This is a genomic window from Corynebacterium pseudodiphtheriticum, assembly GCF_023509295.1.
In the GTDB taxonomy this organism is placed as follows: domain Bacteria; phylum Actinomycetota; class Actinomycetes; order Mycobacteriales; family Mycobacteriaceae; genus Corynebacterium; species Corynebacterium pseudodiphtheriticum.
Window position 1 is genome coordinate 367,804 of record NZ_CP091864.1, and the last position, 13,693, is coordinate 381,496.

At 57.6% G+C, this 13,693-nt stretch carries 7 protein-coding genes; 5 read left to right on the forward strand and 2 right to left on the reverse strand.

Annotated features, from left to right (window positions below):
- Positions 1 to 2: 2 nt before the first annotated feature.
- Positions 3 to 1,724, reverse strand: a complete 1,722-nt coding sequence (locus L9H78_RS01585) for a carbon starvation CstA family protein (RefSeq protein ID WP_249620281.1) — start codon at positions 1,722 to 1,724, stop codon at positions 3 to 5.
- Between the two features lie 135 nt (positions 1,725 to 1,859).
- Between L9H78_RS01585 and lysS the strand changes: the two genes are divergently transcribed.
- The 5 genes from lysS to L9H78_RS01610 all read left to right on the forward strand — a co-directional run bounded on the left by lysS (position 1,860) and on the right by L9H78_RS01610 (position 12,019).
- Complete coding sequence (lysS, locus tag L9H78_RS01590; protein ID WP_249620282.1) at positions 1,860 to 3,476, forward strand: lysine--tRNA ligase; 1,617 nt, start codon at positions 1,860 to 1,862, stop codon at positions 3,474 to 3,476.
- Between the two features lie 44 nt (positions 3,477 to 3,520).
- Positions 3,521 to 4,963: an MDR family MFS transporter gene (locus L9H78_RS01595; RefSeq protein ID WP_249620283.1), complete on the forward strand. Its 1,443-nt coding sequence runs from the start codon at positions 3,521 to 3,523 to the stop codon at positions 4,961 to 4,963.
- A gap of 38 nt (positions 4,964 to 5,001) precedes the next feature.
- Positions 5,002 to 6,483, forward strand: coding sequence for an NAD-dependent succinate-semialdehyde dehydrogenase (locus tag L9H78_RS01600; protein WP_249620284.1), 1,482 nt, complete (start codon positions 5,002 to 5,004; stop codon positions 6,481 to 6,483).
- A gap of 253 nt (positions 6,484 to 6,736) precedes the next feature.
- A complete protein-coding gene (locus L9H78_RS01605) occupies positions 6,737 to 8,908 on the forward strand; it encodes a YhgE/Pip domain-containing protein (protein WP_249620285.1) in 2,172 nt (723 codons plus the stop codon).
- 240 nt (positions 8,909 to 9,148) lie between these two features.
- Positions 9,149 to 12,019: an ATP-dependent Clp protease ATP-binding subunit gene (locus tag L9H78_RS01610; protein WP_249620286.1), complete on the forward strand. Its 2,871-nt coding sequence runs from the start codon at positions 9,149 to 9,151 to the stop codon at positions 12,017 to 12,019.
- Positions 12,020 to 12,221: 202 nt separating this feature from the next.
- Here the strand turns inward: L9H78_RS01610 and L9H78_RS01615 are convergent, their stop codons facing one another.
- A complete protein-coding gene (locus tag L9H78_RS01615) occupies positions 12,222 to 13,577 on the reverse strand; it encodes a lipase family protein (RefSeq protein ID WP_249620287.1) in 1,356 nt (451 codons plus the stop codon).
- Between the last annotated feature and the right edge of the window lie 116 nt (positions 13,578 to 13,693).

Consider the following 13,693-nt stretch of genomic DNA (forward strand, 5'->3'; position numbering starts at 1 on the left):
TGTTATTTCCCGCGTTTGATGGCTTGCACTTGCGGTAGTGGAGCATCGGTGTCTTCGTCGGTCCAGACCACCTTCGGGGTGTTTTGCGCGCGCCGGTAGGCGGCGGTGGCTTCGATGACCACCCAGCTTGCGCATACCAGGATGACGACGTCGATTAGCACGAGTAGCCAGTTGCCATCGGAAATGAATGTGCCCAGTTGCGAGATAGCAGCCCACAGGGAAGCGACCATGACGAAGATAGCCGGCACAACCACCAGCCAGGACGGGCGGCGAAGGTGCGCCAGGATGATGGCGATGATCGACAGCGACAACGCCGCCATGATCTGGTTGGTGGTGCCGAACAGCGGCCACAGTGTCATTCCTCCGGAACCGTCGGCACCTGCGGAGAAGGTCAGGACTAGCGCGATGCCCACGGCAATGATCGTCGCGGAGAACGCTTTCAGGCGAATGCCCGCAACCTCAGCGATTTCCTGCACCACCAAGCGTTGCAGGCGCACACCGGTGTCCATGGTGGTTGCGGCGAACAGCACGGCCATCGTCGCCAAGATCGTCGTGGAGATGCCTACCGGAATGCCCAAGCCAGCGTTGACGATGTTGGTGCCGCCGTCGACGAAAGCGTTGATGCCGCCTTCGTTGAACGCGCTGTAGATTTCTTCCCATTCAGCCAGGCTTTGGAAACCAGCAGAAACTGCGATGATGGTGCCCAACGCCAACAGACCTTCGCCGACGGCTCCGAAGTAGCCCACGAAGCGGGAATCGGTTTCTTTTTCCAGCTGCTTGGACGAGGTGCCGGAGGAGACCATGCCGTGGAATCCGGAAATGGCACCACAGGCGATGGTCACAAACAGCAGTGGCCACATCGATGGGGTGCCTTCCGGCACGTTGCTGTTCAGTTGCGGTGCGACGATCGACGGCGCGGAGAGCAGCATGGAGCCGTAGAGAATACCCAGGGCGATAAACAGTTGCAGGCCGTTGATGTAGTCGCGTGGTTGTAGCAAGACCCACACTGGCAGCAGTGAGGCGATGGCGGCGTAGATGAACAACAGGATGATCCACACGCCGTTGGCTGGGATGCCCCAGACGGTTTCTGGGAGTGCGATAGGGAAACGGTCGCCGATCAGTACCAGCGTGTAGAGCGCGATGACGCCGAGGATGGATACCACCGGCAGGTTCCATTGCATGCGGTAGACGGCTTGGCCGATGAGCAGGGCGACGACGATGGCGCCCCAGGTTGGGATCACTGCAGATGGGTTCGCGATGAGCAGGTTGGAAATCACTACGGCGAAGGCGGCCACGACCATCAGCAACAGCAGGAAGATGACGACGAGGAACAGGTTGCGCCCGCGTTTGCCGATATAGCGGCCGGACAGTGTGCCGATGGATTGGCCGCGGTGGCGCTGCGAGGCCCACAAAATACCCATATCGTGCATGCCTGCGATGAAGATGGTGCCCAGGGTGACCCACAAGAATGCCGGTAGCCATCCCCAGATGATCGCCACGGCCGGGCCGACGATGGGGGCAGCGCCAGCGACGGAGGTGAAGTGGTGGCCCCACAGCACGAATTTGTTGGTTGGCACGTAGTCCACGCCGTCGTTCATGGCATGTGCGGGGGTTTTATAGCGATCGGAAAGTTGGAAGATTTTCTTCCCAAGGAATTTTGCATAGATGAGGTATCCACCGATGATCATCGCGAGGCCGATGACAACTAAATACAGTGAGTTCATCGTTGTAATCTCCGTAGTCTCCTGCTTGGCTGAAAGTGTGGCGTGTCACAGTTATTCTTGCATGAGAACACAGAAACGCTGTCATTGGGCTGGCTGGCTTATCCTTTGCGATGTTTTTCGACTACCCTGGGCCGGGTGAGTCAGCAGAAAAATTCCCCCGATGCCCCTGATAGCCTGCCGGAACAGTTGCGTATCCGGCGGGAAAAGCGCCAGCGCTTACTCGACCGTGGTGACCAGGCTTACCCGGTTGCGGTCAAGCGCACGATGAGCCTTGCCGAATTGCGCAGGGCTTATGTTGTGGTGAAACCGGAGGAGACCGATACCGACGCTGCACCGGCTGCGCCAGAACAGCTAGTCACCCGCGAGAACGGCGTGACCTATATTCAGCCGGGTGGTGATTCCGGCGATGAAGTTGCCATCGCTGGTCGCCTGCTGTTCAAGCGCGATACCGGCAAGTTGTGCTTTGCCACCCTGCAAGATGGCGACGGCACCCAGGTGCAGGCGATGTTGTCTTTGGCAGAAGTCGGTAAGGAAGCACTGGATCAGTGGAAAGCTGACGTCGACATGGGCGATTTCGTCGCGGTGCAGGGCAAGGTCATTTCTTCCCGGCGTGGCGAGCTGTCCGTGTTTGTAAATTCCTGGCAGATGGCTGCGAAGTCGATTCGTCCGCTGCCGGTGTCGTTTGCAGAGATGGCGGAAGATACTCGTGTGCGTCAGCGCTATAACGACCTGATTGTGCGCAAGGAAGCCCGCGAGAATGCGATGACCCGCATCAAAGTGATCCGTGCGCTGCGCAATTACTTGGAAGGCGAAGATTTCGTCGAGATCGAAACCCCAATGCTGCAGACCATCCACGGTGGTGCTGCCGCGCGTCCGTTCGTGACGCACTCTAATGCGTTGGATTTGGACTTGTACCTGCGTATCGCGCCGGAGTTGTTCTTGAAGCGCGCCGTCGTTGGTGGCATCGATCGCGTTTTTGAGATCAACCGTAACTTCCGCAATGAGGGCATTGACCGCTCGCACTCACCGGAATTCGCGATGTTGGAAACCTACCAAGCTTGGGGCGACTACAACACTGGTGCGACGATGATTCGCGAGGCTGTCCAGCACATTGCCCAGGAAGTTTTCGGTTCGCAGGTAGTGACGCTTGCCGACGGCACCGAGTACGACCTGTCCGGCGAGTGGCCAGAAATCGAAATGTACCCGTCTTTGAACGAGGCCTTGGCCCGCAAGTTCCCGGGCCAGCCGGAAGTCACGGTGGATTCCACCGTCGACGAGCTGCTGGCAATTGCCGACGTCATTGGCCTGAAGGTTCCGAAGGACGGCGGTTGGCAGCACGGCAAACTGGTGGAAGAAATCTGGGAGTTGCTGTGTGAAGATCAGCTGGATGGGCCGATCTTTGTCAAGGACTTCCCGGTGGAAACCTCGCCGTTGACTCGTGATCACCGTTCGAAGCCGAAGGTCACGGAAAAGTGGGACCTGTATGTGCGCGGGTTCGAACTGGCAACTGGCTATTCGGAGTTGATCGACCCGGTGATCCAGCGCGAGCGTTTCGAAGACCAAGCGCGTTTGGCTGCCGGTGGTGATGAGGAAGCCATGGTGCTGGATGAGGAATTCCTGGCGGCCATGGAACAAGGCATGCCGCCGACAGCTGGTACCGGCATGGGTATCGACCGTTTGTTGATGGCGTTGACTGGCTTGGGCATTCGTGAAACCGTCCTGTTCCCGATTGTGAAACCGGAACAAAGCTAAGCGAAAAATAATACTGGTTCGGAGGGATCGAGGTCCGCAACGATATGAGTGAAAACCGAGTTAATGCGCAACCGGAAAAGATCCCGCCGGATGTCGTCGCCGTCTTGGCGGTGCTAGTGGCTGCAGCAACCGTCATGATCTTGAATGAGACCTCGTTGTCGGTTGCGTTGCCTGCGGTTATGCAAGATTTTGCTATTAATGCCGCCAGCGCACAGTGGTTGATCACGGTGTTCATGCTGACCATGGCCGTGGTCATTCCGACCACTGGTTTTTTGATTCAGCGGTTTAGCACCCGGCAAATTTTCTTTGCCTCGGTGGGGCTGTTTATTCTTGGCACGATCATGGGCGCGGTGGCGCCAGTATTTGCGGTGCTGTTGCTGGCCCGCATTGTACAAGCTGCCGGTACCGCTTTGATTGTGCCGCTGTTGATGACGGTGATGCTGCAGCTGGTGCCGCTTGAGCGTCGGGGCACCGTTATGGGCTTTATTGGTGTGGTGATTGCGGTGGCACCGGCGACTGGCCCGACCGTCGGCGGCGTGATCTTAGAGGCTTTTACCTGGCACGCTATTTTTCTGTGCATGTTGCCGCTGCTGGTGGGCGTGCTGTTGCTGGGGGCGAAGCTGCTGACGAACGTCGGGGAGAACACCGGGCAACCGATTGATCTGCTTTCTGTTGCGTTGTCGGTGGTGGCGTTCGGGGGCATTGTCTATTCGCTGTCTTCTTTAGAAACTGCGCTGGATACCGGCGAAAACGTTGGTCTGCTCGTCGGGCTGTTGGTGGTCGCGGTTATTGCGCTGCTGGTTTTTGGCATACGGCAGGTGCGTTTGGGCGCGAAGGGTCGGGCTTTGTTGGATCTGCGGCCGTTTCGGATCCGTAATTTCACTTTGTCGGTGTTTATCGCGTTGTTTTCTTTTGCGGTGCTGATCGGCACCGTCACCATGCTGCCGATTTTTGTGCAAAACGGTTTGGGCGATGGCGCGCGTACTGCCGGTTTGATCGTGCTGCCCGGTGGAGTGTTGCAGGCAGTGATGTCGCCGATCATTGGGCGTATTTATGATTCTGTAGGGCCAAAGCCGATCATGATTCCCGGCGCCTTCTTGATGGCTGCCGGTACGTGGTTGTTTAGCACCATCGGCACTGATTCCCAGAGCTGGCAGCTGGTCATTTTCCATGTGATTTTCGCTTTTGGTTTTGGCCTGTTGATGACGCCGATGATGACCACCGCGTTGAGTTCATTGACAGGGGAGCTTTACAGCCACGGTTCGGCGATCTTGACGACACTGCAGCAATTGGCTGCTGCCGCCGGTACTGCGTTGTTGATGGTGGTGTTGACTCGGGGTACCGAGTCTGGTTTGGGTGCCGGGCTGGCGGAAGCGGCTGCTACGGCCGAGGGTGTGCGGGCAGCATTTGTGGTTGCTGCGGTTATGGTCACGGCGATGGTTCCGGTGACATTTTTTATCCGCAGCCCACGCACAGTTGTTGCGTAATGTGAGCTAAACTGCACAACCCCGCGTAGAGTGTGAGTATGAGCTTCGATTACGCACCATATACTGAATTGATCAATAACTTGCCTACCAAAATTTGGTTGGGCAGCGAGCAAGTTGCCGGGGTCGGCGGCGCTTATTCTGAGGTGGAAGATCCGGCCACGGGTCAGGTGTTAGCGCAGGTCTCTGATGCTGATTCCACTCAGTGGATGAAGGCTTTGGATCTTGCCGACGCCGTCCAGGACACGTGGGCGAAGGAGTTCACTGCTCGTCAGCGCGCGGATGTGCTGATGGATATTTATGCCGCTGTGCAGGACCGTGCCGAGGATTTCGCCACGGTGATGACCTTGGAAATGGGCAAGACTTTCGCCGAAGCGAAAGGTGAGGTCGGTTATGGTTCGGAGTATTTGCGTTGGTTTGCGGAAGAAGCCGTGCGTATCGACGGCCACTATGGCAAGTCCCCGTCTGGTGCTGGCACTATCCGCGTTACCCATACGCCGGTGGGCCCGTGCTTGGCGGTGACGCCGTGGAATTTCCCATTCGCTATGGCCACTCGCAAAATTGCTCCGGCGCTGGCGGCGGGCTGCACCATGATCGTGAAACCGGCCAAGGAAACCCCGTTGACCATGCTGTTGCTCGGTGAGGTCATCGCCGAGGTTTTCGCTAAGCACAACGTTCCGAGCGGTGTGGTCTCTATTGTGCCGACGACGAAGTCTTCTGCGATGTCGCGTGAGTTGATGGCGGATGCTCGTTTGCGCAAGGTGACCTTCACTGGTTCCACTGGCGTCGGCAAGATTTTGGTGGAGCAATCGGCGAAGAACCTGCAGCGCACTTCGATGGAGCTGGGCGGTAACGCGCCGTTTGTTATTCACAAGGATGCGGACTTGGACAGCGTGCTGGAATGTGCGTATGCAGCGAAGATGCGCAACGGTGGGCAGGCGTGCGTGTCGGCCAACCGTTTTATTGTGCACGAGGATGTGGCTGCGGAATTCACTCGTCGTATCACGCAGAAGCTGGCGCAAGTAAGCACTGGTCATGGCTTGGATGAGGGCGTCGGCCTGGGCCCAATGATTACTGCGGCGCAGCGCGATGGCATCGCTAAGCTGGTTGACGATGCCCGCAAGGCTGGTGCTACCGTGCACACTGGTGGGGAAGTGCCGGAAGGTGCGGGCTACTTCTACCCGGCAACCGTGTTGTCAGATATTCCTGCTGACGCGGATATTTTGCGTGAGGAGATCTTTGGCCCGGTGGTGGCGATTACTACTTATTCCAACCTGGACGACGCCATCGCCGCAGCTAATGACACTTCTGTGGGCTTGGCTGCGTATGGCTATAGCGAGAATGTGCATACGGCGGAGCGTTTGGCGCATGAGTTGAATGCGGGCATGGTGGCCATCAACCGCGGGGGTGTTTCTGATGTTGCCGCGCCGTTTGGTGGCATCAAGGAATCTGGTTTTGGTCGCGAGGGCGGTGCTGAAGGCATCAACGAGTATTTGGATACTCGTTATATCGCGACTCCCTAAAATCTCCGATACTATGGTGTTGCACATCACAAAATAAGAAAATTTACGTGGTGTGCTATAAGATTCTAACGCATTTGCTAGGGAAAATAAACTAATTGTGGATCGTAAAACTTCGCTCTTGTAAGCAATTATGTTTTGTTTTCCAAGCAAGTGTGAAGCTGGTGTGTAGCACTGCAGGTGGATGCCACAGGCGGAGGCACAGCACTGGCAGTACCTATTAACTCTCACAGACAGATAGTGGAGGTGTCTTCTTGTGAGTACTGCTGATCACGCTGCAGGGGAGAAAAACCTGTGGCACAGGATGCTCGACTGGCGTCCGAAATCAACCATCACGCGCATCCTGGTGGTGCTCACGCTCGTCCTGCCGCTGGTTGGTGCAGCGACTTTCATGTGGGCGATGTGGGACCCATCGAAATACCTGCGGAATGTTTCGCTGGCGGTTGTGAATGAAGACGCAGGTGTCGACCGCGACGGCAAATACATTAACTACGGCGACCAGGTCGTAGAAGGCCTGCTGGAAACGGATTATCTGAACTTTGCGGAAGTTGATAGAGAGCAAGGCGAAAAAGGCCTGACCCGCGGCGATTACCTTTTTGTGGTCACGATTCCGAAAGAATTCTCGGATGATGCCGTGACTATCATTAGCGATAACCCGCGCCAGCCTAATATCCATTTCGCGGAAAACGACTTTTATGGCACCAACGGTGCGGTGATTACCAATAGTTTGATCCCGCAGGTGCAAAACAAGGTCGCCGATGCGATCTCCAAGAAATACGCCACGCAGGTCATTGATGGCCTGGGGCGCATGAGCGAGGGAATAACCAAGGCTGCCGACGGCGCCGGGCGTTTGGATGCCGGTGCTACCCAGCTGAAAGACGGTGGTGAACGGGCGGTTGACGGTATCTCGCGCTTGGATAAGGGCGCTTCTGACCTGCAGGATGGTGCCGGACGCCTGCACCAGGGAACCACGGATTTGAAAGCTGGCACCACGCGCCTGACCACCGGCGTGGGCGAACTGAGTAATGGTGCTGCCCGCCTGCAGGATGGCTCTTCCCAGTTGGCCAACGGCATGGATCAGTTGCTGGCTGGCACTGACCAGCTTGCCGACGGTGCCGGGCAGATTGATGCCGGCGTGAACCAGCTGACCGGCATGTTGTTGCCGCTACTGGAACAGGTGCAAGGTGCACTGCCGGATATGCAGCCAATTATTGATGTGCTGCATACCTTCGGTGCTCACGCGGAGGCAGAGAAACTGGCGGGGATTGTCAGCCGCTTGGATCCTGCTAATCAACAGAACATGGTTAACCAGCTCAACCGCCTGCGGGAGGGCACTGGCCAGCTGCACTACAACCTGGCGGACCCGAATGCGCGCTACCGGGCTGGTGTGTTGCGCCTGCACGATGGTGCGCACCGTTTGGACGATGGCATCACGCAGCTCAACGGGGGTGTGGGCCGTTTGGCCGATGGTGCTAGTCAATTGGATAACGGGGCAACCCGCCTGAACGAGGGCACGGGTTCGCTGACCGAAGGAGTCGGTCGCCTGAAAGACGGCACCACCAAACTAAACGATGGTGGCGGCCAGTTGCTGGACGGCATGACTCGTTTGCAAGATGGTACGAATGAACTGTCGACCAAGCTGGCGGAAGGTGCTGCGAAGGCACCGAAGATCAGCAAGCCAGAAGCTTCGGCTGCCAATATTGCGGTGCCGATCAACTTCACCGCGTCGAACGTGCACCCAGTGCAAACCGTGGCTGATGAGTCCGACCCAACCGTCAAGAACATCACTGCTGGTGCCGCGATCTTGGTCATCGTCGTCTTTGGCTACCTAGCCATGGCGTTGCTGTCGACGCTGCTGCCACACGTCGTCGGCAAGCGGGCAAACAGCTACACCGTGCTGGGGCCTGTGTTGCGGGCGCTGGGCTTGATTTCGCTGGTGAACTTCGCGGTGATCGGCTTTTTCGCTGGTTTCTCCGTCGCTCTGGGCTGGTCGCCAGATAATTGGGTAGCCGCTATCGGCGTGCTGGCGCTCACGGCCGTTACTGGTTCGGCAGTGTTCCAGTTCCTGCGCATCTTGTTCGGCCGTATGTACGGCGGGGTGTTCTCGTTGGGTCTCTTTGCGCTGGGGTTGTTCGTTTTCGGTGGTATCTGGCCGCTGGATACCACGCCGGCTCCGCTGCGGTTGCTGCACAACTTCCACCCAATGAGCTACACGCGTGATGCCTTTATGCGCGTGACGGATGGCCTGTACGACGCTACCTTCTGGGGCGGGCTCGGTGGTCTGCTGGTCTTTGCGCTCTTGTCGACGGGACTGTCGCTGGTAATTTACGCGTCTCGCCGTCGGGGTGCGGCCAATGAGCTGGATGAAGAGATCGAGTACGTAAAGAAGGCGCGTTTGGGCGAAGAGCCCGCTGCTTTGGCGAACTAAAATCTGTTCCTGTTGGCCGCCTGGAACACGAGCGACGCCCGGATTACCTCCACTCCGGGCGTCGCTTTTTGCTGTGCAAAACCTCTGCAAACGGGGTGTTCGCTACGGGCGAACAGGCCCTTAGCCTGCGGATATGCCGAAATCCGGCGAAACGATTCGCAAAACGGGAAGGGTCGGTGATAGTTGCGCGTTATGGTGGGTGGAACATATCGCAAATCGGTTAGGGAGAACTCAGAGCACATGTTTGAACGGTTTACGGACCGAGCTCGTCGCGTCATTGTTTTGGCGCAAGAAGAAGCTCGCATGCTTAACCACAATTACATCGGTACCGAGCACATTCTGCTTGGTCTGATCCACGAAGGTGAAGGGGTTGCTGCCAAGGCCCTGGAATCGATGGATATCTCCTTAGACGATGTCCGCAATGAGGTCGAAGAGATTATCGGACAGGGATCCCAACCGCACAGCGGACATATCCCATTTACTCCACGAGCAAAGAAGGTCTTGGAGCTTTCCTTGCGTGAAGGCCTGCAAATGGGCCACAAATATATCGGTACTGAATTCCTGCTGCTTGGCCTGATCCGCGAGGGCGAAGGCGTTGCCGCGCAGGTATTAACCAAGTTGGGCGCTGATCTGCCGCGCGTGCGGCAGCAGGTTATTCAGCTGCTGTCTGGTTATGAAGGCGGCAACCAGGATGGTTCCGGTAGCGGTTCTTCTTCCGCACCTGGCGGTGGTGGCCTGGCAGGTGCCGGTGCTGGCCCGTCCATGGGCGGCGGTTCCAGTAGCGGCGGCAAGGGCGACCGCTCCAATTCGCTGGTGCTGGATCAGTTCGGCCGTAACCTCACCCAGGCGGCCAAGGAAGGCAAACTGGACCCGGTTGTGGGCCGTGATTCTGAGGTCGAACGCATCATGCAGGTGCTTTCGCGTCGTACCAAGAACAACCCGGTGCTGATTGGTGAGCCTGGTGTTGGTAAGACTGCCGTCGTAGAGGGCCTGGCCCTGGATATCGTTAACGGCAAGGTGCCAGAAACCCTGAAGGATAAGCAGCTGTACTCACTGGATCTGGGTTCGCTGATTGCTGGTTCGCGTTACCGTGGTGACTTCGAAGAGCGCCTGAAGAAGGTGCTGAAGGAAATCAACCAGCGTGGCGACATCATCTTGTTCATCGACGAGATTCATAACCTGGTTGGTGCAGGCGCTGCCGAAGGTGCCATTGATGCTGCGTCGCTGTTGAAGCCGAAACTGGCGCGTGGTGAGCTGCAGACCATTGGTGCCACCACCTTAGAGGAATACCGCAAGCACATTGAAAAGGACGCTGCTCTGGAGCGTCGCTTCCAGCCGGTGAAGGTTGAGGAGCCGTCGCTGGAAGACACCGTGCTGATTCTCAAGGGGCTGCGTGATAAATACGAGGCGCACCACCGTGTTTCCTACACCGATGATGCACTAGAGGCCGCGGCGAAGCTCGCGCACCGTTATATCAATGATCGCTTCTTGCCAGACAAAGCCGTCGACTTGCTCGACGAGGCCGGTGCGCGCATGCGCATCAAGCGGCTGATCGCTCCAGAAAGCCTGCGTGAGGTTGACGAGCGCATCGCCGAGGTTCGCCGTAACAAGGAAGCCGCAATCGACGGCCAAGACTTTGAAAAGGCTGCGCGTCTGCGCGATAGCGAGCGTAAGTTGAACGAAGAGCGCGCGGAGAAGGAAAAGGCGTGGCGTGAAAACGATCTGGAAGATATCGCCGAGGTAGGCGAGGACCAGATCGCGGACGTTCTGTCGCACTGGACCGGCATTCCGGCGTTGCGCATGACCGAAGCAGAGTCCAGCCGTTTGCTCAACATGGAGCAAGAGCTGCACAAGCGCATCATCGGCCAGAACGAAGCCGTCAAGGCTGTTTCCCGTGCGATTCGCCGTACCCGTGCGGGTCTGAAGGATCCAAACCGCCCATCCGGTTCCTTCATCTTCGCCGGCCCATCCGGTGTGGGTAAAACGGAGTTGTCGAAGTCGCTGGCGAACTACCTGTTCGGTAACGACGACGATCTGATCCAGATCGACATGTCCGAGTTCCACGACCGCTTCACGGCCTCCCGCTTGTTCGGTGCTCCTCCGGGATACGTGGGCCACGAAGAAGGCGGCCAGTTAACCGAGAAGGTTCGCCGTAAACCGTTCTCCGTGGTGCTTTTCGATGAGATTGAAAAGGCACACAAAGAGATCTACAACACCTTGCTGCAGGTATTGGAAGAAGGTCGCTTGACTGACGGCCAGGGCCGTGAGGTGGACTTCAAGAACACCGTGCTGATCTTCACTTCTAACCTGGGTACCTCCGATATTTCCAAGGCTGTTGGCCTCGGCTTTTCTTCGGAGTCGGAACTCGACCCGGATTCCCAGTACGACCGCATGAAGAACAAGGTCGACGAAGAGCTGAAGAAGCACTTCCGCCCAGAGTTCTTGAACCGTATTGACGAGACCGTCGTCTTCCACCAGTTGAATCAAAAGCAGATCGTCGAAATGGTGGACTTGCTCATCGGCCGCGTCGCCAAGCAGCTGCATGACCGCGACATGGACATCGAGCTGTCTGAGAACGCGAAGAAGCTGCTGGCTCGCCGTGGTTTCGATCCCGTACTGGGTGCTCGTCCGCTGCGTCGTACCATCCAGCGGGAGATCGAAGATCCAATGTCGGAGAAGATCCTGTTCGGCGAGTTGGGTGCCGGCGAAATCATCTCTGTCGACGTGGAAGGCTTCGACGAAGACAACAAGAAGAAGGGCACGTTCACCTTCAGCCCGCGTCCAAAGCCACTGCCGGAAGAAGAATTCGGTGAGTTGGACGAGGATGACGTGCGCGAAGTTGAGAACCCAACCGAGTCGGACGATGCTGCTTCCGACGACCAGGACGGTAACGACGGCAAGGGTGGTTCTGGTTCCGATGGGGATAACCCAGATGATCAGCCGGGCACCGTTGGTGAACCGAATGGTCAGCCAGATACGTTGAGCCCAGATACGCCAAACAATGGTGGTTCCGGCGCCTTGCTGGAACGCCCAGAAGACGAGCGTGGTTCGGACGACTCCGATGATTCGGATGGTTCGGCTGGCCCACAGCCACAGCCGCAGCGCGACTAAGCACGGCAGCACGGCGTTGGCCCGCCAGCTCGGGGTTTACTTGGCAGCTCGGCGGTTTGCTCGTCGTAGCCCGAACAGCACCCTAACGACATACTAACGGCGAAACAGCTGGCCTGCCCCTCGAGAAGAGGTGGTAGGCCAGCTGTTTTCTTTTGGCAAAACTTGAGCTTGTCGTAATAGCGCCGTAACAACACCGCAATAACTAGAACGTGCCGCAATCGTTGCGCGGTGCGATGCCATGAAAACGATCAATCAGATACTGCAAACCCTGGGGCATATCCGTGAATAACGGCAGGGCATGGTTAACGCCTGCCTTGAGTTCCGGCAACACAGGCGGGACATCCGTATGTAAAAACTGCACCTGGCTACCTTGCGCACAATATTGGCGCGCCATTGTGGTGGCTTGGGCGAAGGGAATCAGATCATCGTCGCCAGAATTCGAAACCATGATGGGCCCGGATACAGGCTGGGTGCCCAGCTTTTGTGCCTCGACTAAATTGCTGAGTTCGGGGTGGCGGTTGATCACCTCTGAAAAGGAGTCGCCGCTTTTGGTTAGCGTGCGGGTATCTGTAAAACCCCAGTTGATGGTGGCGTCGCCAATGCAGCTGATTTCTGCATCGTGTAAAAAGCGTTTGCCTTCTTCGTTGAATTCTTCGTCGATGATCCGTTGCAGCGCGGGGTAGCGGTCTACAAATCCGTTGAGCGTGTAACCCAAGGCAGCCACGATGGACGAATTGTCGACGGCTTCCAACACCTGGCGCAGATCCGCGGGCGGGGCGCCTGCGAAGGTTCCCACCAGGTTCAGCTCTGGCGCGTAGTTGGCTTTGTGTTCTGCGGCTGCGGCAGCCGCGCCTCCGCCTTGGGAATAACCGGCGAAGCCAACCGGAGAATCTGCTGGGGCCCCGGCTGCCTGCAATCCGGCCCGGGCGGCATCCAGGACGGCGTGGGCTTCTTCGACTGAATTTACGTAAGTGTGGTGGTCTGAAGTTCCCATGCCCATGTAGTCGGTGCTGATAATGCGAATCCCCGCGAGATTGGCTAGATACTGCAAGGGCAGTTCATAGTTCGCATTCACGCTGAGATAAGGCAGCCCGTCGGCATTAGTGCGGATCTCGAGCCCCGAGATCAGGTCGGGCGCAGCGGATGGTGCGCATAGATCACCCGCTCCACGGGTTCCGGGTGCCATGACGATAGTGGGGGTGGGGCCGTCACCTTGCCAGGGGGTAATGGGGTCGATGACGTAGCCGGTGACCTCTACGGGTTCGCCGTTGGAATTGATTGAGGCGTAGCGGATACGCTGCGCGGAACCGGGAAGGTGCTCACCACCGGGGTTGAGCAGGTGCGGTGCCGCGGTTGCTTCTAGCAGCGCACCGGGTGCTGTGCCGGGTCCTGCGCCAGGTGGCGACGCTGCTGCGCCGGGTGTTGCGCCGACTGCTGAGCCAGGTGGCGGTGGTGCGGGAATGTTGACGGCGGGACTAGGAGCACCTGCTTCATTGGCGTATGCCGTGGAAGTGCTTACGCTGGCTAAAAGGCCTGTAGTCAGGAAACTGGCGGCCATCAGACACAGCCCTTTGCGGATGCTGCTGCCAAAACCCGTGTGAGTGAGGGTGGTTGGGCTGTCAGAAGTACTACTTTTTTGCTTAGGAAACTGTGACGTGAAATACATGCAAGACA

What these genes read in the sequence shown, in the direction of transcription:
- L9H78_RS01585 (WP_249620281.1), bottom strand. Translation starts at nt 1,724, where the DNA reads ATGAACTCACTGTATTTAGTTGTCATCGGCCTCGCGATGATCATCGGT.
- L9H78_RS01595 (WP_249620283.1), top strand. Translation starts at nt 3,521, where the DNA reads ATGAGTGAAAACCGAGTTAATGCGCAACCGGAAAAGATCCCGCCGGAT.
- L9H78_RS01600 (WP_249620284.1), top strand. Translation starts at nt 5,002, where the DNA reads ATGAGCTTCGATTACGCACCATATACTGAATTGATCAATAACTTGCCT.
- L9H78_RS01610 (WP_249620286.1), top strand. Translation starts at nt 9,149, where the DNA reads ATGTTTGAACGGTTTACGGACCGAGCTCGTCGCGTCATTGTTTTGGCG.
- L9H78_RS01615 (WP_249620287.1), bottom strand. Translation starts at nt 13,577, where the DNA reads ATGGCCGCCAGTTTCCTGACTACAGGCCTTTTAGCCAGCGTAAGCACT.